The organism is Novosphingobium sp. ST904, assembly GCF_001298105.1.
GTDB lineage: Bacteria > Pseudomonadota > Alphaproteobacteria > Sphingomonadales > Sphingomonadaceae > Novosphingobium.
In genome coordinates this window covers 62,220-85,514 of the sequence record NZ_LGJH01000139.1, presented here as the reverse complement: position 1 = coordinate 85,514, position 23,295 = coordinate 62,220, and the positions used below count along the sequence as shown (strand labels likewise).

The window sequence follows — 23,295 nt, the reverse complement described above, 5'->3', positions numbered from 1 at the left end:
GGCGCGGCGGGGGCGGCCGATGCAGGGCTACCTGCCGCAATCCGCTCGCCGACCGGCCTGTTCGGCATAGCGCCCGGCGCGGCGCTGGGCGCGGTGCTGAGCTTCTGGACCGGCTATGCCTCGCGCGTGGATGCTGCCGGTCTTCGCGCTGGTCGGCGCGGGCGGGGCGATGACCCTGCTGGCGCTGATCGCCGGGCGCGGCGGCGGCGTGGCGTTGTTCACGCTGGCCGGGCTCATGGTTTCCAGTCTTGCCGGCGCACTGATGAGCCTTGCCATCAGCCTCTCCCCGTCGCCTTTCGCGATGAGCGAGATCGTTACCTGGATGATGGGCTCGCTGGCGGACCGTTCATGGCGGGAAGTCTGGATTGCCATGCCGCTGACCCTGGGCGGCATCGGCGTGCTGATCTACGCGGGGCGCGATCTCGATGCGATGACCCTGGGCGAGATGGCCGCCCGCTCGCTCGGCGTGGAGCCGCTGCGGCTTCAGGCGCTGATGATCCTGGGCGTGGGCCTGATTGTCGGTTCGGGCGTGGCGGTGGCGGGCATCATCGGCTTCGTCGGCCTGATGGTGCCGCATCTCGTGCGACCGATGACGGACCGCAAGCCGTCCTCGCTGCTCGTGCCTTCCGCGCTGGCGGGCGCTCTGCTGCTGCTCATGGCCGACTGTCTCTGCCGCATCCTGCCGCTGACCGGCGGCGAACTGCGGCTCGGCATCGCGCTCAGCCTGCTGGGCGCGCCGTTCTTCCTGCGCCTGCTGCTCAGGATGCGCCAGGGCATGGTGGCATGAGCTTCGGGGCTGACAAGGTCACTGTCGCCGGGCGGCTGGAGGATGTCTCGCTCAACTGCCGCCGCGGCATGATAACCGCGATCTGCGGGCCCAACGGCGCGGGCAAGTCCACGCTGCTTTCCGTGATCGCGGGGCTGCTCAAGCCCGATGGCGGCCGCGCCGTGATGGGCGGGCGGGCGCTTTCCGCGGTATCGCTGGCGCAGCGCGCGCAGTGGATCGGCTACCTGCCGCAGACCCCGGAAGTGGCCTGGGACGTCTCTGTCGAAGTGCTGATCTCGCTCGGCCGCCTGCCATGGCGCGGTGCGCCGGCCGCCGAGACGCAGGAAGCGATCGAGGACGCCATCGCCGCGATGGACCTTCAGGACTTGCGCCACCGTCCGGTCTCCACCCTTTCCGGCGGCGAACGCGCCCGCGCGCTCATGGCCCGCGTGCTGGCAACCCAGCCCGGCTGGCTGCTCGCGGACGAACCTTTCGCCAGCCTAGACCTTGCGCACGGCGCGGCGCTGATGCAGCGCTTCCGCCAGCAGGCGCGGGCCGGGAAGGGCGTCGTCCTCGTGCTTCATGATCTGGCGACGGCGATGAACCATGCCGATCAGGTGCTGGTGTTGGCGAAAGGCAGGGTCGAGGCCGAAGGCCCGCCCGAGATGGCCCTCTCGCGCGAGGTCATCAGCCGCGTGTGGAACTGCCCGGCGCACTGGCTGGGCGACCCCGGCGAACGCGCCCTCTCGATCGGCGCGCCGGCGCCGCTGGCGGTGGATTTCCGGCAGCAGTTCTAGGCGGGGTCGGAATGAAACAAAAAACGCCGCCCCGTTTCCGGAGCGGCGTTTCGTGCATGGATTATCCCGGCGTTACTGGGCCTTCGGCGCCAGACCGCGCGCTTCCAGCATCGGTTCGACCTTGGGGTCGTGCCCGGTGAAGTCGCGGTAGAGCTGGGCGAAGTCCTTGGTGTGGCCCTGGCCGAGGAACGACTTGCGGATGTGGTCGCCGTTGGCGCGGGTCATGCCGCCGTGCTTTTCCACCCAGTCCCAGCCGTCGTGTGCCAGCATCTCGGTCCAGATGTACGAGTAGTATCCGGCCGCGTAGCCGTTATCCCAGATGTGGCGGAAGTAGGGCGTCTTGTAGCGCGGCGGGATCAGGTCGGTGTTGAGCCCGGTCGCGGCCAGCGCCTTGGCTTCGAAGGCCATCGGCGGCTGCGCGGCTTCCTCGGGGGAGAGCTGGTGCCACTGGATGTCGAGCATCGCCGCCGAAAGCGTTTCGCCCAGGCCCAGGCCCTGGTTGAAGGTCTTCGCCGCCTCGATCTTGGCGATCAGGTCCAAGGGGATCGTCGCGCCGGTCTGGTAATGCTTGGCGTAGTGGTTGAGCACGGCGGGGATCGTCGCGAAGTTCTCGTTGAACTGGCTGGGGAACTCCACGAAGTCACGCGCGGTGTTGGTGCCCGAGAGCGAGGGGTACTTCTGGCTGGCGAAGAAGCCGTGCAGCGCATGGCCGAACTCGTGGAACATGGTCTCCACGTCGTCGAAGCTGGCGAGCGCGGGTTCGCCATCGGCGGGCGGAGCGATGTTCAGGGTATTGCTGACCACCGGCTTTTCGCCCAGCAGGTAGGACTGCTCGACGAAGTTGTTCATCCAGGCGCCGCCCTTCTTGTTGGAGCGGGCGAAGGGATCATAGTAGAAGATCGCCAGCGACTTGCCGTCGGCGTCGAACACTTCATAGGCGCGCATGGTCGGGTGGTAGACCGGAAGGTCGGCGCGGCGCTTGAAGGTCAGGCCATAAGTCTGGTTGGCGGCGTAGAACACCCCGTCTTCCAGCGTGCGCCAGACTTCGAAGTAAGGCTTGATCTGGCTTTCATCGAGGTCGTACTTCGCCTTGCGGACCTTCTCGGCGTAGTAGGACCAGTCCCACGGCTCCAGCTTGATGGCCTGTCCGTCGGCCTTGGCGGCGGCTTCGAGCATGGCGGCCTCGCGGTCCTGCGTGGCGCGCAGCGCGGGGACGAAGCCCTTCATGAACTCCATCGCCTGACCCGGCGTTTTCACCATGCGGTCGTACATCTGGTACGTCGCGAAGTCGGGCGCGCCGAGCAGCCTGGCCTTCTTTGCGCGCAGGGTGGCCATCTGGGTGACCATTGCGGTGGTGTCGTACTCGTCGCCGCCCGAAGTGCGGTTCACGCTGGCGTCCCACAGGATCTTGCGGCTGGCGCGGTTGTTGAGGCTGGTCAGCGCGGCCTGCTGCGTGGTGTTGCCCAGCGCCAGCATGAACTTGCCGGGATGGCCCTTTTCCGCGGCGAGCTTGGCGGCGGCGGCGATCTCGGCCTGCGAAAGGCCGTCGAGCTGCGCGGCGGTGTCGAAGATCGGCGCCTTGGCGGCGGTGGCGGTGGTCAGCTTCTGCGAGAAGGCGGTTTCGAGCTTGGCGATCTCGAGGTTCATCGCCTTCAGCTCGACCTTCTGTTCGGCCGAAAGCAGGGCGCCGCGGTGGACGAACTTGTCGTAAGTCGTCGCCAGCAGCATGGCGTCCTCGCCGGTCAGGGCCTTGCCCCGCGCGCTGTCGTGCACGGCCTTGACGCGGGCGAACAGTGCGTCGTCAAGGTAGATATCGTCGTTCAGCGCGGAAATCTGCGGGCTTACGGCGGTGTCGATCGCGTCGAGCGCATCGCTGGTGTTCGCAGAAGTGAGCTGGCTGAACACGTTGTAGACGCGGTCATAGAGCGTGCCTGCGCGCTCCATCGCGACGATGGTGTTCTGGAAAGTCGGCCTGGCCGTGTTCGCGGCGATCGCCTTGATCTCGGCGCGCTTGGCGGCAATGCCGGCCTCGATGGCGGGCTGCCAGTCGCTATCCTTGTATTGGGTGAAGTCCGGCGCGTGGAGCGGGAGCGTGCTGGGCTTCGCGAAGGGGCCGGCATAGGCCGGAGCGGCGGCGCCAGTCTTTGCGGTGCCGGTCTTTGCGGTAGCGGTCACGGAAAATCCTCCAAGCAGCGCTGCGCCAAGCACGAAGGGGGCGGCAGCGGCCATGAGCCGGGTCTTCATCGTTGTTTTCTCCTGACTTCGGCAGCCGGTGGGGAATGGAGCGAAAGGGGAGCGGCTGCGCCGTGCCCGAGTGCTGCGAATTGGCTGCCGAGGTATCTAGGAGCAGGGTTGAAGCGCAGAAAACCGGGCCTTGCAAGCGCCGGTCAGGCTTTGGAAAACCTGTTGCTCAAAGGACGTATGCGACATTTCGCGGCGCATACGATTTCGCGCCAGCGCAATCAAGTTGCGCTCCGGCGCGTCGTACGGTCGCACCGACAGGGGGAATCGGGTCCGGTCAGTTGGACCGGAAGCGACCGTTGGACCAAACAAGCATGGGATCGGAATCGGGATCGCGTTCCTGCTTTTGCTCTTCGCGCTGGCGGTCGAGGATCAACGATCCGGTCTTGCGCGCGAAGCGACTGCGCCGGAACGGGATTTCGGCTCCGATATTCATTTCAGGCTCTCCTCTTTGGAGGAGGAACGCGGGTACGACGGGAAAGTTCCCGATGATCGGGCCAATTGATCGGACCAGTCATTCTCGAAGAGTTTCGCTTCAGGAAGACTGTAAAAGCGGGAAGGGCAGCCGGGTTCCCATGGCGGCGTCGGCCAGCGTATGCGCGTCGAGTTCGGCGAGAAAGGCGGCCATGGCCCTGCGCAGGATCCCGGTGAGGCCGCAGGCGCCCTGAAGCAGGCAGTTGCCGCAATCGGCGGGGCTCATGTTGGGTTCGGTCAGCCGCACGACTTCGCCCAGCGCAATTTCCCGTGCAGGGCGGCCGAGACGAAAACCGCCGCCCCGCCCGCGAACCGTCTCCAGCAGCCCGGCATTGCCGAGCAGGTTGACCACTTTCATCGCGTGATTGCGCGAGATCGCGTGCGCCGCTGCAACCTGGGCGATCGAGAACAGCCGCTCCGGCTCCACGGCGGCGTGGAGCAGGATGCGCAGGGCGTAGTCGGTGTGCGCGGTGAGGCGCAAGGGCGGTCTCCGGTTGAAATGATGCGCGGTATTTACATCTTTTCCCTTCGGCGTATAGATGCATCCATAATGCATCTTTAAAGGACGAATCGAAATGGCCGCTCCGCTCAGCGAACAGACCGTCGCCACGATCAAGGCAACCGCGCCCGCGCTTCAGCAGCACGGGGTCGCGATCACCACCCGCATGTACGAACGCCTGTTCGAGAATGCCGACGTGCGCGCGATGTTCGACCAGGCCGCGCAGACCTCTGGCGAGCAGCCGCGCCGTCTTGCCGCCGCGATCCTGGGTTATGCGCAGAACGTGGACAAGCTCCAGAACCTCACCGGCGCGGTGGCGCGCATGGTGCAGCGCCATGTCGATACAGGCGTGAAGGCAGAGCACTATCCGCTGGTCGCCGAAGCGCTGCTGCCCGCGATCCGCGACGTGCTGGGCGAAGCGGCAACCGACGAAGTGCTCGCCGCCTGGGGCGAGGCCTACTGGTTCCTTGCCGACATCCTCATCGGCAAGGAAGCCGAAGTCTACGCGGAGCGCGAGGCGGCCTGAACGGGCTGGAATAGTGACAAATGCCGTTCACCGCCCAAATTTTGATGTCGCGCCGGTGACCTGGTCTTGTTGCATCTGGACAAGTATTTGATCGGAGTACTAACACACCGCCAAACGGGGGTGTGACATTCCGATTCAGCATTGGCTGGCGGCAGCGGTCTTGGCGGGCCTTGCCACCGGCGTAAGCGCGCAGGACGCGGCGGGCCAGGGGGCAACCGGCGCGCAGTGGCCTGCGGCGCAACCTGCCACGCATGCGGGCCTTTCGGCCGCGCAGGTTTTCGCACTGGCCGAGCAGGCCCGCGCGGAAGGTGACTTCGCGACTGCGGAGACGGCTTATCGGGCCCTGTCGCAGGACCGGGATCTCGAAGTGCGGACAGAGGCGCGTTTCCGTCTTGGCCTGATGCTGGGCGACGATCTCAAGCGCTATGCCGACGCCGCGCTCGAATTCCGCCGCATCCTTGACGACAAGCCCGGCGCGGCGCGTGTCCGGCTGGAACTGGCCCGGATGCAGGCCTCGCTCGGCAATTTCGGCGCCGCCCGCAAGGAACTGCGCGCGGCCCAGGCGGCGGGCCTGCCGACTTCGGTGGAACAGCTCGTGCGCTTCTATACCCGTGCGCTCAACGCCCGGAAGCGGTTCGGTGGAGTTCGCGCTCGCGCCGGACAGCAACATCAATCGCGCCACCCGTTCCGACACGCTGGGCACCGTGATCGGTGACTTCACGCTGGACGACGAGGCGCAGGCGAAATCGGGCGTGGGCCTCAACCTTCAGGGGCAGGGCTACTTCCGCCTCGGCATCCAGCCCGGAGCCGACCTGCTGGTGCGCGCCTCGACCAGCGCCACGCTCTACCGCGAGCCGGACTTCAACGACGTGACCGTGGGGGTGCAGGCCGGCCCGCAATATGCATGGGGCGGCAACCAGCTCACCTTCTCGTTCGGCCCTTCGTGGCGCTGGTACGGCCGTGATCCCTACAGCATGACGATCGGCGGCAACGTAAGCTGGCAGCGCCCGACCGGTAAGCGCAGCCAGATCCGCCTCGACGGCGGGATTTCCCATGTCGACAACAAGCGCAATGCGCTCCAGACCGCCGATGATTTCACGCTTTCCGCCAGCCTCGACCGTGCCTTCAGCGCTCGGTTCGGCGGCGGCCTGCAGGTCTACGGCTTCCGCGAGGCCGCGCGCGATCCCGGCTATTCCCTCGCGAGCGGGGGCGCCTCGGTCTACCTGTTCCGCGAGATGGGCCGAACCACCCTGGTCGGCACCATGGCCTACAGCCACCTGGAGGCGGACGAGCGCCTGTTCCTCTACCCCGAGCGGCGCCGGGAAAACCGCTATAGCGCCAGCATCGCCGCCACCTTGCGCGCGCTGCACCTCGGCAGCTTCGCACCGCTCGTGCGCCTCAAATGGGAGCGCAACCGCTCCTCCATCGAAATCTACGACTACCGCCGCGTTGCCGCGGAATTCGGCGTCACTTCGGCATTCTGAGGGATAAGGACATGAAGCTTTCGCATCCGATATTCGTCACGTCGATCAGCGTCCTGCTCGCGGCATGCGGCGGCGGGGGAGAGGATGTCGCCTCGCTCCCCAAGCCGCCCACGGGCCAGGGGAATGCCACTCTCGCGGAGCTGCGCGTCAGCCAGGACTTCACGGCCTACTACGCGCAGGCGAACTATTCGCTGTCCCGCGCGACCGGGGCCGCCAGCGGAAAGAGTTCGGTCCAGGCGCCGACCGAGGTGCGTTACGATGCCGCGAGCCAGTCCTACACCCTCGTCGGCACGACGATGGGCACCACGATCTTCCGCCCGGCCGACAAGCTCGGCGATACGGCCGCGACGACGGGTTATCGCAAGATTGCCGGCAATACGCAGGAAGACTTCGTCCTGTTCAGGCCGGGCGCGGCCAATCCCGACATGGCGCTCACTTACGCAAGCTACGGCGCCTGGCAGAAGATCGTCGACAAGGGCACCGATCTCGACGTGAGCACGGCGTTCTTCACTTACGGCGTGACGACCAACCCCTCCGACATGCCGAAGTCCGGCTCGGCGACGTATCAGACCAGGATCGACGGCCAGTACGCCGATGGAACCGGTGCCTATGTGCTGTCCGGCGCCAGCAGCTTCGCGGCGAATTTCGCAGCCGGAACCGTCCGCTTCGAGATGAGCCCCATCGGCCAGCACGTGGTCGACGGGCGCACCAAGGTCTTCGGCAATCTGCAGCTCGATGGCATCATCAAGACGCCCAACCAGTTCTACAAAGGCAACGAGTTCGAGGCATCCTCGGATTTGAACGCGGCTTATTCTGCGGACCTGCACGGGTTCTTCTACGGACCGGGTGCGGCGGAAATGGGCGGAGCGTTCACGCTGCGCCAGGGCCTCGGCAACCCGGAGATAGGCAACGGCTCGGGCGCGGTCGTCGGCCGGAAGAACTGAAAGCACAGGCTTGTATTCTCGCCGAGGCAAGACGTGGGTGGCTTGCCTTGGCATTCTGAACAGGGGGATTGTTCATGAAGACCGTACCCGTCGCCAAGTTGGCGACCATGACCTCGCTTACGGCGCTCAGTCTGTTGCTTGCGGCCTGCGGTGGTGGCGGCGACGTCAACAGCACGCCGACGCCTACACCGGCGCCTACACCCACTCCCACTCCCACTCCCACGGCAAAGAACGACGATCTCATCGGGCCGCTGGTCTCGGAGAACTTCACGAACGACGCGATCCTTGGCAAGATTTCAGTCTCGACCAAGACGGGCTCCGCGACCCATAGCGCCGGGAAGACGGCGCTGACGATCGCCTACAATGCCGCGAACCAGAGTTACACCCTGACCGATGGCTCGGTCAGCCAAGCATTCCGGCAGGCTGATATCGATCCTGCCCAGTCGAATGCGGCCGTCACCACCTACAAACTGACAGCCAAGTCGACGACCGACTTCCTGACGCTGTCCAAGACAGGGAGCGGAGCCGGCCAGACGCGCTATGTCGGCGCCGGGTTCTGGCAGCGGGTGACCGAAGGCAAGTCGAGCGTTGATGGGCGTTTTGATGCTTTTGCTTATGGTGTGAAGACAGCGGCCGCGGATATGCCGCGCACTGGTGCGGCTAGTTATGACGTCAAGTTGCTGGGCGTTTCGGCGTCCAACATCAATATCCACACTCTCGCAGGCAGCGGTCGGCTCGACGCCGATTTCGCGACGGGGGCCATCCACGCCAACGTGCCTTTCTCCATGACGGAAAGCGAGACGGGGCTGACCGGCTATGGCAGCATTCTCATTGCCAATGCGATGATGAAGTCCGGGACCAACGGCTTTGCCGGCATTCTCGGGACCACCACGAACTACGAAACTGGCACAAGTACGTTTCAGGGATCGTTCTACGGACCAGGAGCGGCGGAGGTGGGTGCTACCTTTTCCAGCGCCTATGCCGATGAAGCAACGGTCGGTGTGGTCTTGGGTGGCCGAAACGACTATCCGCTCAACCAGCACGGTAGCATCTTAAATCCTGAAAACGCCACTTTCTTCCGCGTGCGCGGGCAGAGTGTCTCGCTTTCGCTTGATGGCAACGGAAAGCTCGTTTCGACGGGGCAGGCCAGCGGGTTGTTCGCGAAGTATGCGGCATGGGGCAGCGGCGGACTGTTTTATCGGTCGTCCGGACAGATCCTTGCCCCGTTGCAGCGCCGCGACGTTGAGGCGACTTACGACGAGACGACAGCCTTCTTGGGGATGGGGCAAGAGGCTGCCGTGGTCGCGGGGCTGCAATATGACCGGACCGGGCCGTCGACGATCCTCGATGCCTATGTCTACGGTGACGAGACGGCCTCCTCGGCTGTTCCGCGAACCGGAACCGGACATTACAATGCCAGGATCGGTGGTGCCGTGCTGGAAACGGGACAGCAATTGCAGACACTGGATGGAACCGGACGTCTTGCAGCCAACCTTGGAACGGGCACGCTATCCGGTTCGGGCGATTATCAACTCAGTCTGTTCAGTCCGGCCAGCATGATCGTGCCGGCGGGATCAGTTTACAGCGGCACAGACAACGGGACCTGGACGACCAGCGCTACGATATCCAGCACGACGAACGCGATTGCGGGCACATTTTCTCTCGATGGTACGAAAGATTATACCGGCAATCTCGATGCGCGGTTCTACGGTGCCGCAGGCGATCAGATCGGTGGTACGTTTCTGCTTTCGAGCACGACCGGCGGAAAGGCGAACGGATATCTGATCGGCAGCACCGACCCTGCCATTTCTCCCCCCACGGGCCTGGCCAACATTACAGGCACTACGCTGTTACATGAGGATCGCCGCGAGGTGGCATATAGGGTTAATATAAACAATGACTATTCTGATAATTTCGCGGGTGCGACGACTACCGATTACGCTGTGGAACTGTCGTCCGGCTCGCCTGTCGGAGCGATCCGGGTGACCCGCAATTCGGGCAGCGGCACATACGCCGCCATGCAAAGCTCCGATGTCGACAGCGCGACATCCAATGCCGAGCGTACGGTTTATCGATCCGGGGCGGTGAGCAGCGGAGGCTTCTCCAGCTATACTGCGGTGGATCGCTATATTTTCGATGGGAAGGGCGGCAGGATCGCTCTCACCTATTCTGGCTTCGCGAAGTACGTGCTGGCGGGAGGCGTGACACAATCGGGCGCCGGAAACTATAACATGGGCTATATCGCCTATGGTCAGGCCACGCCCAAAGGCCTCATGCCGACCACTGGAACGGCGAGCTATACGGGCGTCGCACATGGCAGCGCGGTCATCTACAACAACGATATCAGGATCGACATGTACGACGTTTCCGGGACGTCATCTCTCTCCGCAAATTTCGGAACGGGCAAGATATCCGGTCAACTCGCCCTCAGCGGCACCAATCTCGCCAATGGACGTGATCTGAGTTTCGGGACTACGAGCTTCGCCGGCACTATCGGGGACGTGACCGCCGACGCGCAGCGCGTAGGTGGCTTTTCCGCCACCCGTGGTGGCGGGCTTGAAGGAACCCTCAACGGCATGTTCTTCGGGCCGAATGCCAACGAAGTCGGAGGCAACTTCAATTTCGAGTACTTTTCGCCCAGTGTGGGAGGTGGCACGGTCAGAGGTGCCTTCGTCGCGGCGGGTCGCTGATACCGGTTGCGAGCTTTCTGCCCTTCCGGTTCACCGCGTTCCCACACCGCGCTCGAACTGCGATTGCAGGTTTGCCAGCGTCGCCGGGCTGACCGGGGGCAGTTCCTGCGCGCCTTGCCCTTGCGCAAGGCGGCGCGGTCCTTTTCGGGTGGCTCTACCACGCGCACGCGCACGGCGGCCTTGCCCTTGGTCCGGATGCCCAGTTCTTCCGCCGCGCCTCGGGAAAGGTCGATGACGCGGGCGCTCTCGCCGAAGGGGCCGCGGTCGTTCACGCGCACCACGATGCGGCGGCCGGTGTCGAGCGAGGTGACTTCGACGTAGCTGGGCAGGGGCAGGGTCTTGTGGGCGGCCGTGATCCACCTGGGGCGGAAGCGTTCGCCATTGGCCACTTTGTTGCCGGATTCGCTGCCGTACCATGTCGCATAGCCGAGAACGTCGTAACCTGGCTGGGTGGCGGGCGTGTAGGTCGTGCCGCGCACCTTGTAGGGAGGGCCGACGCGTACCGGCACGTCGCTGACCGGGCGGAACTTCGTGCCGCCGCCGCAGGCTGCCAGCGTGGACATCAGGGCTACTGCGAATAAGGGCTTGAGCGCCCCCGTTAAACTGCCGCTCATGCGCCATCCCTAGCTTTGTGCACTCGGGGCTGTCCACTCCGTCCGACCCCGGAGCAGGGCATGCCGCCGGAACCGGAGCCCCGTCAGCCCGGTTGTCCACCGCTGAAGGAGTGACGCATGTTCAAGTCGATAGCCGTGGCGGCGCGGGACCGGGCGCGGATGGCCGAAGTGTCGGCGGTGATCGTCCGGTTCGGTCTTGAGGCGCTGGCGGTGCGGCTGGGCCTCGGCGAAGGGGACGATGCGGGCCATGAGCCGCGCGACCTGCCGACGCGCACGCGCCGCGCGCTGGAGGCGCTGGGGCCGACTTACGTGAAGCTCGGCCAGATTCTCGCGACCCGGCGCGATCTGCTGCCGGATGCATGGATCGCGGCCTTCGAGCAGCTCCAGAGCGATGCGCCGCGCCTGCCGTTCGAGGCGCTGCGCGGTGAAGTGGAGGCCGCGCTGGGCGAGCCGCCGGAAACCGCGTTTGCCCGGTTCGATACCGAGCCGCTGGCGGCAGCCTCGATCGCACAGGTCCACCGGGCGGTGCTGAAGGATGGCACCGAAGTGGTGGTGAAGATCCGCCGCCCGGGCATTCGCGCGCGGATGGAGGCGGACCTCAGGCTCATGCGCCATCTGGCGGCCATGGCGGAGGCGCGCAGCGGGCAGGTGCGGCGGATGCGGCCCACGGCGATGATCGAGCAACTGGGGCGCGAAATCCTCGACGAGCTGGATTTCACCGGCGAAGGGCGCAACGCCGACCTGCTCCGCGCGGACCTTGCCGCGCTGGACCGTGTCGAGGTGCCGCGCATCCATTTGGGAATGGACCGGCGAGCAAGTGCTGGTCATGGATTATATCGCGGGCATTCCTCCGCGCGATCCCGAGGTCTTGAGGGCGGCCGGGATCGATCCCTCGCGCATTGCCGCGCTGGGGGCCGAACTGGTGCTGGAGATGGTGCTGATCGGCGGGCGCTTCCACGCCGACCCGCATCCCGGCAACCTGTTGTGCCTTCCCGGAGATCGGCTGGCCTTGCTCGATCTCGGCTCGGTGGGGGTGGTCAGTCCGCGGCGCCAGCACGAGTTCCTGACCTTCATCCTCGCCCTGCGCAGCGGCGATCCCGGCGGCGTGGCGGACATGCTGGCGATATGGTCGGAAAACGGGGGGATTTCGCGGGAGAAGCTGCTGCGTGCCTCCGAACGCCTGGTTGCCCGGCACGGCAGCGGGGCGCTGGTGCTGAACGCGATGGTGGCGGATTTCTTCCCGCTGCTGCGGCAGGAGGGGCTGGTTCTGCCGCCGGACCTCGTGCTGATCTTCAAGGCGATGGTGACGATGGACGGCGTACTGGCCGGAATCGCGCCCGGGTTCGACTTGTCCGAGGCGCTGGAGGGGATGCGCGGCCGGCTCGTCGCCTCGCGGATTTCCGGCCTCGCCGCGCCGGACAAGGTGGAGGCGGCGCTGCTGGAGCTTTCGCGCATTGCCGGGGAAGCGCCGCGATTCCTGCGCGCGGCCTCGGCGCGGATGGAGGCGCCGTCACCGCCGCGCCTGACAACGGCACGGCGCGGGCGGTGAAACTGGCCGGGTGGCTGATCGGCGGCGCGGTGGTGTTCCATGCGCTCGCGACCTGCTGGTCCACTGGACCTGACGGTTATTTGCGCACGGCGTCCGACTTGTCGCGCAGGCCCTTGAACTCGGAGCCGGGTTTCCACTGCGGCCACTTCGCCGAATTGGCGAGGTCGCGGCCGATCTCGCGGACCAGTTCCACGTCCTGCACCGCGCCTTCCATCTTCCAGTCGGGCGACCAGGCGTCGCAGGCCTGGTGGTAGCACTGGCCGGTATAGGCATCGATCCAGGCCTGCCCGGCCTTGACGCCGCCGTCCTTCAGGTCGGCCGCTCCGGCAAGGCCCATCATCAGCATGACCGGCACGCCGCGCTTGGCGAAGGAGAAGTGGTCCGCGCGGTAGAACAGCCCGCGCTCGGGCAGGCTCTCTACCGTCACGCGGCGGCCCTGGGTGGCGGCGACGCGCGCCATGTCGTCCTCCAGCGTGTCCTGGCCCTTGCCGATCACCGTCACGTCGTTAGCGGCGCCCGCGGTCTGGAGCACGTCGATGGTGAGGTTGGCGACGGTCTTCTCCATCGGGAACACCGGGTTGGCGGCATAGAATTCCGAACCGAGCAGTCCGCGCTCCTCGGCGGTCCACGCCGCGAAGACCACCGTGCGCTGCGGCGCCGGTTCGCTCTTCATGACGCGGGCGATGTCGAGGATGCCGGCAATGCCGATGCCGTCGTCATTGGCGCCGGCGCGGTAGATGCGGCCCTGCGCATCGGGCGCGCCCTTGCCGTAGGCGTCCCAGTGGGCGCCGAACATCACCACTTCGTCCTTGCGCGCGGTGCCGGGGATTTGCGCCAGCACGTTGTGGCTCATGACTTCCTCGTGGTTCACCGGCACTTCGGCGTCGAAGCTGACGCCCTTGAGCGTCACCGGCCGGAAATCCGGACGGCGCGCGGCGGCGGAGAGCTTGGTCAGGTCCAGCCCGGCAGAGGAGAACAGCCGCGTTGCCGCATCGGCCGAGAGCCAGCCCTGCAAGGCGAGGCTGGTCAGCTTGTCGGGCGAGCGCACGATGTCGTAGTTTTCGCCGCCCGGACTGGTGACGACGTTCCAGCCATAGCCCGCGCCTTCCGTCTCGTGGACGATCAGCGCCGCCACTGCGCCCTGCCGCGCGGCTTCCTCGAACTTGTAGGTCCAGCGGCCATAGTAGGTCATCGTCCGGTCGCCGAACTTTCCGGCGGCAGGCTCACCCTTTCCGGCGTGGAAGTCGGGATCGTTGATGAGGAAGACCACGACCTTGCCCTTGAGGTCCATGCCCTTGAAATCGTCCCAGCCGCGTTCCGGCGCGTTCACGCCGTAGCCGACGAAGACCACGGGGGCGCCGGCGATGCGGGCGGTGTCATTGGGGCGCACGGTCGAGATGTAGATGTCCTTGGCCACGGTCACCGGCATGGCGCCCCTGGGGCTGGAGAAGGCCAGCGTCGCCGGCGTTTCGAGCCGGGTGTGCAGCAGCGGCACCTTCTGCACCCACTGGCCGTCCGGACCGGCGGGCTGGAGGCCGATATCCTGGAAGCGGGCGATGAGGTAGCCGATGGTCCTTTCCTCTCCCACGGTGCCGGGCGCGCGGCCTTCGAACGTGTCCGAGGCCAGCGTCTTCACATCGGCCACCATCCGCTCGGGATCGATCGCGTCCCTGGCGAGAGCGGGGTGGGCCGTGGCGGCAAGGAAAGCCGCGACCAGCGGGAGGGCGAGGCGGCGGGCGGCGCGGGGCGTGACGGTGGTGTTCATGTCCAGCGCTTTTAGGAGGCGGTGCCGGGGAGGCAAGCCCCGGCGCCTGCCGGCGCGCGCGGGCCGCCATTCTCCATCATCGTAGTTATACTTACGTCTTGATGGTTATTGTGGGTCTACCGGGGGCGGCGTAATTATACGTCAAATAAAAATGTCAGGGCCGCGAGTCTATTTCATGATGACTTGAGGGGAAACGGTCATGGCTGATGAATTCAAAGGAAATTCCGCGCCCTTGTCTGCGGCGGATTACGAAGCGGCCGCCAAGAAGATCGGTTGTTCGGTTGCCGCCATCCGGGCTGTATCGCAAGTGGAAAGCGCAGGCGGCGGTTTCCTTGCGGATGGACGGCCCAAGATACTGTTCGAACGGCACATCTTCCACAAACTGACGAAGGGCAATTACACCGCGGCCCACTCCGATATCTCCTGGCCCAAGCGCGGCGGCTATGTCGGCGGGGCAGGGGAGTATCCACGCCTCAGGCAGGCCATCGCGCTGGACCGCAAGGCCGCGCTCCAGTCGGCAAGCTGGGGCCGGTTCCAGATCATGGGCTTCAATTACGCTTCATCCGGCTATGCCGACGTCGAGGCGTTCGTGAAGGCGATGGTCGATGGAGAAGCGGGGCAGCTTGATGCCTTCGTCGGGTTCATCCGCAAGAACCGGCTGGACGACGAACTGATCCGGCTGGACTGGGCAGGCTTCGCACGCGGCTACAACGGGCCGGACTACGCGGCGAACGACTATCACAACAAGATGCGCCGGGCTTACGAGAGCTTCATGGCGGGCGGCGCGCGCACCGCCAATCCCACGCCGGTGCTGAAGCTGGGAGACAACGGCCAGCCCGTGCTGCATCTCCAGCAATTGCTGGGATTGCCGATGGACGGCGATTTCGGCCCGGCCACCAAGGCGAAGGTGGTGGCGTTCCAGAAGGGCAAGGGTCTCTATGCGGACGGGATCGTCGGTGCGCAGACCTGGCTTGCGCTTCAGGCGCCTTCCTCTGCGCCGTCAGCCGCTGCCAGCCCCTCCGTCGATGCCGCGCTTTCACGCCAGCCGCTGCGTTTCGGCGACAAGGGCGAGGATGTCGCCTTCCTGCAGAAGCTGCTGAAGCTCCCCGCCGATGGCGCTTTCGGCTCGATGACGGCGCAGGCGGTGATGGATTTCCAGAAGTCGAAAGCACTCAAGGCGGACGGCGTTGTCGGCGCCGCCACATGGGCGGCGCTGCTGCCGTGAACGGCCCTTGTCCGGGAGCTTGCCGTGCCGCCTGGAGGAAAGATCTGTCTCAGCGCTCGCAGCGGGAATAGTCGCCCGCGCGGCAGGCGGCGACATCGCGGCGCCAGCGGGCAAGGTCTGCCTCGTAATCGCGGCGGGCCCTGTCGTATTCGCGGGATTGGCGCGCATAGCTGCCGCCGCGCGGCGCGTCCTCCGCGTCCCCGTTCGCGTCCTCGTCGGCATAGTCGTTGCCGCCCCGGGCGCGGTCGTAATCCTTCCATTCGGCAGCATATTGCGCGTCGCGCTTGCGGACGTACTGCAACTGGTCATTGTTGAGCTTGCGAATGATCGCGCGATCGCGGGCGATATCCTCGGCGCTCATCCGGTCGTGAGGGTCGTCGGCCAGAGCCGGTCCCGCCGCCAGCACGAGTGTGCCGAACGCAATCAGAGCGCGCGCTCCCCTCATCGTAATCTCCATCCCTCGCTGGCTTTCCCGCGCTCTGGCGGGGCGATGGGGCGGATGCAAACGGCTATGCGACGAGCCGTTGCCCGGCGCGACGGAGCGGTTCAGGCGTGAGCCGCGCCGTTAGGCGGCGTGGGCGAATTTGCGGGCAAGAAGCCGCCGGCCGGATTTCTCCGACCGGCGGAATCCCGATCCCTGGACGGCTCAATGGCTCCTTACGGCAACGATCGAAATCGCGCGGGTATTGGTCGCGATCCGGTCGGGCTGGCCGCGCGCGGCGATCCGTTCGGCGAACAGGGCATCACGCTGTGTGAAGGCCCTTTCCGAGGAATCGTCGCGGCATCGCATCATGTCGGAATATGCCGGCAGGTCGCGCATGTCCGCGCCGCCGCACACCTGGCGTACCGCGACGGTGAGGCGCCGCGTCAGCGAATCCTGGCCGCTGGCGGTGGTGAGATCGAGGTCCCCGTAGCGGACCTCGCGGGTTGGCAGGTTCGAGTTGCGGACTTCCTTGACCACCACGTCCGCAAGGACGGGGGTGACAAGCACGAACGAAGCCATGGCGAACATGGCGGAGTTGACGATTTTCGTGTGAATCCTGGTCATCTGCATTCTCCTGTTGCTCGAGAGTGCAGCCCCCGCACGCAGACCTTCGCGGATCTACGGGGCAGCGAACTGCTGGCGACCTCTATGGATGTGGAAAGTCGTTCCCAAACAGCCACAGGCTGTGGGGAGGGTGTCGACCTAAGTATAAATATGTCTATACTTTAAAAGGCCCCGCGATTATCACCCTGGCGTTCAAGATATGCGCGTAAATTTACTTGTATGAGTAAATTGCCATATCGCAAAAGGTGAGTCGGTACTTTTATCGGGCGATCCTGCTATTGCGCAGAACCATGTCGCTTTCAAGTCATAACGCGGTCTCTGTCGTCGAACGGCATTTGCGGATCGACGGGCGACATGACAGGCCCTGCCGCGCCCGGCGTTGCAATCGCGCAGGGCGTCCCCACATCGCGGCCTGGCATTTCGGCGAGGCGATCGGAGAGCGGCGCGGCTGCTTGCGCTTTGCGAACAAATCTGGAACACGTCACCTCCATGAGTCTCTCCCACATCACGGTGCGCGGTGCGCGCGAGCATAACCTCAAGGGCTTCGACATCGAGCTTCCGCGCGAGAAGCTGATCGTCATCACCGGGCTGTCGGGCTCGGGCAAATCGAGCCTCGCGTTCGACACGATCTATGCCGAAGGGCAGCGCCGCTATGTCGAGAGTCTCTCGGCCTATGCGCGCCAGTTCCTGGAGATGATGCAGAAGCCGGACGTCGAGCATATCGACGGCCTCAGCCCCGCGATCTCGATCGAGCAGAAGACCACCAGCCGCAACCCGCGCTCCACGGTGGCGACGGTGACGGAGATCTGGGACTACATGCGCCTGCTCTGGGCGCGCGTGGGCATTCCCTATTCGCCGGCCACGGGCCTGCCGATCGAGGCGCAGACCGTGTCCAACATGGTCGATCGGGTGATGGAACTGCCCGAAGGCACCCGCGCCTATCTGCTGGCGCCGGTGGTCCGCGGCCGCAAGGGCGAATACCGCAAGGAACTGGCCGAGTGGCAGAAGGCGGGCTACACCCGCGTCCGTATCGATGGCGAACTCTACGCCATCGAGGACGCCCCCGCGCTCGACAAGAAGTACAAGCACGACATCGAAGTCGTGGTGGACCGCATCGCGGTGAAGGACGGCATCCAGACCCGCCTTGCAGACAGCTTCGAACAGGCGCTGAAGCTGGCCGAGGGGCTGGCCTATATCGACCTTGCCGACGGCGTTGTTCCCGGCCGTGAGGAAGAGGGGAAGGGCGCGAAGAAGACCCTCAAGGGCACCGGCCTGCCGCCGAACCGCATCGTCTTCTCGGAAAAGTTCGCCTGCCCGGTCAGCGGCTTCACCATCGAGGAGATCGAGCCGCGCCTGTTCTCGTTCAACGCCCCGCAAGGTGCCTGCCCGGCCTGCGACGGGTTGGGAGAGAAGCTGCTGTTCGACCCGCAACTGGTGGTCCCGAACGAGCATCTCAGCCTCAAGCAGGGCGCCGTGGTGCCCTGGGCCAAGTCGAACCCGCCTTCGCCTTATTACATGCAGGTGCTCTCCAGCCTGGCCGAGCACTTCGGTTTCGACCTCACCACGCCGTGGGACGCGCTTTCGCCCGAGGTGAAGATCGTCATCCTCTACGGCACCGCGGGCAAGGCCGTGCCGCTGACGTTCAAGGACGGCAAGAAGGAATACACGGTCAACAAGCCGTTCGAGGGCGTGATCGGCAACCTCAACCGCCGCATGATCCAGACCGACTCTGCCTGGATGCGCGAGGAACTGTCCAAGTTCCAGACCGCGCAGCCCTGCGAGACCTGCGATGGCAAGCGCCTGAAGCCCGAGGCGCTTTCGGTGAAGATCGCCGGCAGCGACATTGCCGATGCCGCGCGCCTTTCGGTGGCGGACGGCTTCGCGTGGTTCGGGGAGCTTGAGGGCAAGCTGACCAGCCAGCAGCAGCAGATCGCCAAGGCCATCCTCAAGGAAATCAACGAGCGCCTCGGCTTCCTCAACAACGTCGGGCTCGATTACCTCAACCTTGACCGCACCAGCGGCACGCTGTCGGGCGGCGAAAGCCAGCGCATCCGCCTTGCCAGCCAGATCGGCTCGGGCTTGTCGGGCGTGCTCTACGTGCTCGACGAACCCTCGATCGGCCTCCACCAGCGCGATAACGACATGCTGCTGGAAACGCTCAAGCGCCTGCGCGACCTTGGCAACACCGTGATCGTCGTCGAACATGACGAGGACGCGATCCGCACGGCCGACCACATTGTTGACCTTGGCCCCGGCGCCGTGTCCATGGCGGCGAGATCGTGGCCGAAGGCACGCTCAAGCAAGTGCTGAAAGCTAAGAACAGCCTCACCGCCGCCTACCTCAACGGCACCCGCAAGATCGAGGTGCCGACCACCCGCCGCAAGGGCAACGGCAAGCAGATCGTGGTCGAGAACGCCCGCGCCAACAACCTCAAGAACGTGACGGCGGCCTTCCCGCTCGGCACCTTCTGCTGCGTCACCGGCGTTTCCGGCTCGGGCAAAAGCTCGCTCACTATCGACACCCTGCAGGCCGGCGCCTCGCGCCAGCTCAACGGGGCGCGCGTGGTGGCGGGCGCGCATGACCGGATCACCGGCCTCGAACACTGCGACAAGGTGATCGAGATCGACCAGTCCCCCATCGGCCGCACCCCGCGCTCCAACCCCGCCACCTACACCGGGGCCTTCACCCAGATCCGCGACTGGTTCGCGGGCCTCCCGGAATCGGAAGCACGCGGCTACAAGGCCGGGCGCTTCAGCTTCAACGTCAAGGGCGGCCGGTGCGAGGCGTGCCAGGGCGACGGCCTGATCAAGATCGAGATGCACTTCCTGCCCGACGTCTACGTCACGTGCGAGGAATGCCACGGCAAGCGCTACAACCGCGAAACGCTGGAAGTGAAGTTCAAGGGCCACTCCATCGCCGACGTGCTCGACATGACGATCGAGGACGCGGAGGAGTTCTTCAAGGCCGTGCCGCCGATCCGCGACAAGATGCACATGCTGAACGAGGTGGGCCTCGGCTACGTCAAGGTCGGCCAGCAGGCGACCACGCTGTCCGGCGGCGAGGCGCAGCGCGTCAAGCTCGCCAAGGAACTTGCCCGTCGCTCCACCGGGCAGACGCTCTACATCCTCGACGAGCCCACCACCGGCCTCCACTTCGAGGACGTGCGCAAACTGCTCGAAGTGCTCCACCGCCTTGTCGAGCAGGGCAATTCGGTGGTGGTGATCGAACACAACCTCGATGTCATCAAGACCGCCGACTGGATCATCGACATGGGCCCCGAAGGCGGCGTGCGCGGCGGCGAGGTGATCGCCGAAGGTACGCCGGAGGATATCGTGAAGGTGAAGAAGTCCTTCACCGGGCACTATCTGAAGCCGCTGCTGGCCAAGTGATCGATCCGCCGCGCCGGGGATTGCTTGGCGCGGCGCTGTCGTTCCAGATCATCTTGAGTTGTCCGAAAGTCGACTTGCCGATCAAGTTCAGCAAGTTTGGCGGTGGCTTTGCGCCCATTACCGCCTCGGGCCGTCCAGTCGATTTCCCTAATAGCTGCCGTTCTCGGACGCCAGATGTTGCCGACGATCCGGTCCGTGGCCGGGTGCACCGGGCGATCGGCATGGTTCGCCCGGTGCCGGAATGGGTGTCTTTGCGCGTCCCCGGAAAGCTCACTCAATATGCTGGGCGAACGCCAGATAGCGTTCGTGCAATTCGTCTTCCTCGCTCTGGCTGAGATTGCGGGCGGCCAGCTTGATGTCCACCCGCTCGATCTTGCCGCCCTTGAAAGCGAAGGGCGGCTTGTAGGCGTCCGATACCGGCGATCCGCTATCCGCCCCAACTCCGAAGGTGTCGATCCCGAACCGGCCCGCGACCGTCTGTTCGATGCGGCCCCGGGCTACTTCCTCACCATCCAGCAGCAGAACCGCCTCGCCGCCCTTGCCCAGCCCGCCGCCGTCATAAGCGAAGGCGACTTCGATGGTCGACGTGCCCTTGGGAAGCGGCTTGCTCGACACGACGTTCAGCCGGTCCTTCTCGAAGAAGTTGTAGTGGTACACCGGCTTGCCATCGAGAATGTAGATGGCATAGCCAGCTGACCCGCCGCCTGCCGCAAGCAGGACGCCCTCGGCTTTGCCCGAATCGTTGTCGACCACCACCTTGATCGAGTGCGACCGGTTCTTGGTATTGGGCGCAGCCGTTTCCGGCAGGCGCGCGGCGCCCTCGTAATAGGTGAAGTCGGTGCGGTTTGGATCCGCGCCGCCCGGTGATGGCTTCGGCTCTGCGAGGCGGCCGGACCCGCGGTCGTCGAGCGGGTAGACGTTGTATTTCTCTGCTTCCTCATCGAAGATCCGCTTCAGTTCCTCCACCTTCTCCGGGTGCGTGGCGGCCAAGTTCTTGGCCTCGCTGAAGTCCTCGTCGATGTTGTAGAGTTCCCAGACATCGTTTTCCCAGTGGCCCGGCGCGAAGTCCTGCCGCCACGGGAATGTGTGCTGCGCGCAGGCGATCCAGCCCTTGTCGTAGATCGCCCGGTTGGAGAAAACCTCGAAGTACTGGCGTTCGCGAACGGCATGGGCATCGGCGCCTGCGAATGTCGACTGGATGGAAACGCCGTCCATCGGCTTCTGTTCGACGCCGTTGACGTAATCCGGCGCGGGAATGCCTGCGGCGTCCAGCAGGGTCGGCACAATATCGATCAGATGGCAGAACTGCGGCCGCAGCCCGCCCTTGTCCTTGATCTTGTCCGGCCATGAAATCACCATCGGATTGCGCGATCCGCCGAAGTGGGAGGCGACCTGCTTCACCCATTGGAACGGAGCGTTGCCGCTCCAGGCCCAGCCCAGCGGATAGTGCGGCTCGGTATTCGGGCCACCGATCTCGTCATAAGCGGCCAGATTGTCCTCGATCGACGAGGGGATGCCGTTGAGGTTCATCACCTCGTTGACGGTCCCGGTCATGCCGCCTTCCGAACTCGCGCCGTTATCGCCGACGATATAGATGATGATCGTATTGTCCGCGTCCGGCAGTCCGTGCACGGCGTCGATCAGGCGGCCACACTCGTGGTCGGCGAAAGAGAGATAGCCAGCAAAGTTCTCCATGAACCGCGCGAACAGCTTCTTCTCATCGCCCGACAGGCTGTCCCAGTTTTGCACCCAGTCCGGCTTCGCCGTGAGTTCGGTGTCCGGTGGGATGATGCCGGCAGCGAGTTGCCGCTGATAGGTTTCTTCACGGACCTTTTCCCAGCCTTTGTCGAACTGGCCCTTGAACTTGTCTCGCCACTCGGCCGGAGCATGATGCGGCGCATGGGCGGCGCCCGGCGCGAAGTAGCAGAAATAGGGCTTATCGGGCGCGACCGACTTCGAATAGCGGATCCAGTTGATCGCGCGGTCGGTCATGTCGGTCTGAAAATGGTAGCCTTCCTCCGGCGACTTGTCGGGCTCCACGGCGACGGTGTTCTCGAAGAGGACCGGGTAGTACTGGTGGGTTTCCCCGGCAATGAAGCCATAGAAATAGTCGAAACCCATGCCGGTGGGCCAGCGGTCGAACGGACCGGCGACACTGCTCTCCCAGTCAGGCGTATTGTGATTCTTGCCGAACCAGCTGGTCGCGTAGCCGTTTTCTTTCAGAATGCGCCCCACCGTAGAGGTCGATTGCGGGATCATATTATTGTAGCTGGGGAAGCCGGTCGCCCATTCCGACAGGAACCCGGTGCCGCAATTGTGGTGATTGCGCCCGGTAATCAGCGCCGCGCGCGATGGACCGCAGATCGCCGTAGTGTGAAACCGCGTGTAGCGCAGCCCGCTCCCCGCCAACTTGTCCAGAACCGGCGTCGGCACCGGCCCGCCGAACGTGCTCGCCTGGCCGAAGCCGACGTCGTCCAGCAATATGAGAACGACATTGGGCGCACCCTTGGGCGGCTGGGGCAATTCCGGCCATTGGCTTTCCGAATCTTGGTAGGTTTTGCCGACTCTGCCGGTGAACGGCGGCCGGGGAAGCGGAAGGCGGCTGCGATCGATCTCGGGCATGGGGCTGCTCCAATCCTTGCGAAGGAAGCCGCATTATGACGTGATTGACCCTTGCTGGTATCGGGGTTGTCCCCAGCGGCGCGAGCTGAAAGACCTGAGAGCGGCAGCGCACCAGCAGTGACAAATTGGCTCGCGCAACGGCTCAAACCGATGCGCTTACCCCACCTTTGCAATGGCAGCTATCTGACGTTTCAATCCGTAACTAGTCGGGCAGGAGTCGGCCCTTCGTAGTCTTTGATGCTCAACTTTCCTACACCTCCCCACATGCGATAAATGATCCGGTTCACCCCGGCGCGGCTGCGCCGGGGCTTTGGCTCCAGTCTTGGGGGTGAACCATGTCCGACCATTCAAACTCTTCGTATCCCACCGCTGCCGGGCGAGGGTGGATTCCGGCTTCTCGGGATATCGGGTTGCCGGGGGAGTCCTTTCCGCGCGGGCGGGGTGGGCGCTCGGCTGAGGGCGATCCCGGCTTTCGCCGGGACGACGAAGAAGGTGGCGCTTCGGCTTGCGACGCCTGGCCGGACGAAGCTCTGGGGGAGGGTGCTCCGGGGCGGCGGGGCGCGGCGGAAAGGGGCGGGGAGCGCGAGGGCGATGGCCCTCGCACTTCGCTTTCTTCTTCCCTGGCTCCGGATGTCTCGCCCGTGGCCGGTCACGATCCTTCC

16 protein-coding genes and 3 pseudogenes are annotated in these 23,295 nt (G+C 65.1%); 11 read left to right on the top strand and 8 right to left on the bottom strand.

The window, feature by feature from the left end; genetic code table 11:
- The first annotated feature begins 115 nt into the window (after positions 1-115).
- Together ADT71_RS11290 and ADT71_RS11285 are read left to right on the top strand one after the other, a co-directional pair.
- Positions 116-787 (top strand): FecCD family ABC transporter permease, encoded by a 672-nt coding sequence (locus ADT71_RS11290; RefSeq protein ID WP_369818229.1) that lies wholly within the window; start codon positions 116-118, stop codon positions 785-787.
- Positions 784-1,563 (top strand): ABC transporter ATP-binding protein, encoded by a 780-nt coding sequence (locus ADT71_RS11285; protein WP_054436881.1) that lies wholly within the window; start codon positions 784-786, stop codon positions 1,561-1,563. The genes ADT71_RS11290 and ADT71_RS11285 overlap by 4 nt, the downstream gene beginning before the upstream one ends.
- Before the next feature lie 72 nt (positions 1,564-1,635).
- On the opposite strand, the gene ADT71_RS11280 is transcribed toward ADT71_RS11285, so the two are convergent.
- The 3 genes from ADT71_RS11280 to ADT71_RS11275 form a co-directional block, all read right to left on the bottom strand.
- Positions 1,636-3,807, bottom strand: a complete 2,172-nt coding sequence (locus tag ADT71_RS11280; protein ID WP_054436879.1) for a M3 family metallopeptidase — start codon at positions 3,805-3,807, stop codon at positions 1,636-1,638.
- A 274-nt stretch (positions 3,808-4,081) separates the two neighbouring features.
- On the bottom strand, positions 4,082-4,240 hold the full coding sequence (locus tag ADT71_RS32075) for a hypothetical protein (RefSeq protein WP_197282991.1): 159 nt from the start codon (positions 4,238-4,240) through the stop codon (positions 4,082-4,084).
- Positions 4,241-4,339: 99 nt separating this feature from the next.
- A complete protein-coding gene (locus tag ADT71_RS11275; RefSeq protein WP_054436890.1) occupies positions 4,340-4,759 on the bottom strand; it encodes an Rrf2 family transcriptional regulator in 420 nt (139 codons plus the stop codon).
- Positions 4,760-4,853: 94 nt separating this feature from the next.
- Here ADT71_RS11275 and ADT71_RS11270 point away from each other — a divergent pair, with 94 nt between their 5' ends.
- The 5 genes from ADT71_RS11270 (at position 4,854) to ADT71_RS11255 (ending at position 10,421) form a co-directional block, all read left to right on the top strand.
- Positions 4,854-5,303 (top strand): globin domain-containing protein, encoded by a 450-nt coding sequence (locus tag ADT71_RS11270; RefSeq protein WP_054436877.1) that lies wholly within the window; start codon positions 4,854-4,856, stop codon positions 5,301-5,303.
- Between the two features lie 160 nt (positions 5,304-5,463).
- Entirely contained in the window at positions 5,464-6,018 is a 555-nt protein-coding gene (locus tag ADT71_RS33540; protein WP_231635810.1) for a tetratricopeptide repeat protein, read from the top strand.
- On the top strand, positions 5,942-6,787 hold the full coding sequence (locus ADT71_RS33535) for a surface lipoprotein assembly modifier (protein ID WP_231635809.1): 846 nt from the start codon (positions 5,942-5,944) through the stop codon (positions 6,785-6,787). The genes ADT71_RS33540 and ADT71_RS33535 overlap by 77 nt, the downstream gene beginning before the upstream one ends.
- A gap of 11 nt (positions 6,788-6,798) precedes the next feature.
- A complete protein-coding gene (locus ADT71_RS11260; protein WP_054436875.1) occupies positions 6,799-7,731 on the top strand; it encodes a transferrin-binding protein-like solute binding protein in 933 nt (310 codons plus the stop codon).
- 74 nt (positions 7,732-7,805) lie between these two features.
- Entirely contained in the window at positions 7,806-10,421 is a 2,616-nt protein-coding gene (locus ADT71_RS11255; RefSeq protein ID WP_054436873.1) for a transferrin-binding protein-like solute binding protein, read from the top strand.
- Positions 10,422-10,624: 203 nt separating this feature from the next.
- Here ADT71_RS11255 and ADT71_RS35650 read toward each other — a convergent pair.
- Positions 10,625-10,984: pseudogene (locus ADT71_RS35650) on the bottom strand (septal ring lytic transglycosylase RlpA family protein); the annotation flags it as partial.
- A 168-nt stretch (positions 10,985-11,152) separates the two neighbouring features.
- Here ADT71_RS35650 and ADT71_RS35645 point away from each other — a divergent pair.
- Positions 11,153-11,770: pseudogene (locus ADT71_RS35645) on the top strand (ABC1 kinase family protein); the annotation flags it as partial.
- 91 nt (positions 11,771-11,861) lie between these two features.
- Positions 11,862-12,584, top strand: coding sequence for an AarF/UbiB family protein (locus ADT71_RS35640; protein WP_369818228.1), 723 nt, complete (start codon positions 11,862-11,864; stop codon positions 12,582-12,584).
- A 76-nt stretch (positions 12,585-12,660) separates the two neighbouring features.
- Here ADT71_RS35640 and ADT71_RS11245 read toward each other — a convergent pair whose 3' ends face one another.
- A complete protein-coding gene (locus ADT71_RS11245; protein ID WP_082370296.1) occupies positions 12,661-14,349 on the bottom strand; it encodes a M28 family metallopeptidase in 1,689 nt (562 codons plus the stop codon).
- A 199-nt stretch (positions 14,350-14,548) separates the two neighbouring features.
- Here ADT71_RS11245 and ADT71_RS30270 point away from each other — a divergent pair, with 199 nt between their 5' ends.
- On the top strand, positions 14,549-15,574 hold the full coding sequence (locus tag ADT71_RS30270) for an N-acetylmuramidase domain-containing protein (RefSeq protein WP_082370295.1): 1,026 nt from the start codon (positions 14,549-14,551) through the stop codon (positions 15,572-15,574).
- Positions 15,575-15,623: 49 nt separating this feature from the next.
- On the opposite strand, the gene ADT71_RS11235 is transcribed toward ADT71_RS30270, so the two are convergent.
- On the bottom strand, positions 15,624-16,019 hold the full coding sequence (locus tag ADT71_RS11235; protein WP_054436887.1) for a hypothetical protein: 396 nt from the start codon (positions 16,017-16,019) through the stop codon (positions 15,624-15,626).
- Positions 16,020-16,220: 201 nt separating this feature from the next.
- Positions 16,221-16,622, bottom strand: a complete 402-nt coding sequence (locus tag ADT71_RS11230) for a UrcA family protein (RefSeq protein ID WP_054436871.1) — start codon at positions 16,620-16,622, stop codon at positions 16,221-16,223.
- A 489-nt stretch (positions 16,623-17,111) separates the two neighbouring features.
- Here ADT71_RS11230 and uvrA point away from each other — a divergent pair.
- Positions 17,112-20,011, top strand: a pseudogene (uvrA, locus tag ADT71_RS11225) (excinuclease ABC subunit UvrA).
- A gap of 270 nt (positions 20,012-20,281) precedes the next feature.
- Here uvrA and ADT71_RS11220 read toward each other — a convergent pair.
- Positions 20,282-22,633, bottom strand: coding sequence for an arylsulfatase (locus tag ADT71_RS11220; protein WP_054436869.1), 2,352 nt, complete (start codon positions 22,631-22,633; stop codon positions 20,282-20,284).
- Positions 22,634-23,295: the final 662 nt, after the last annotated feature.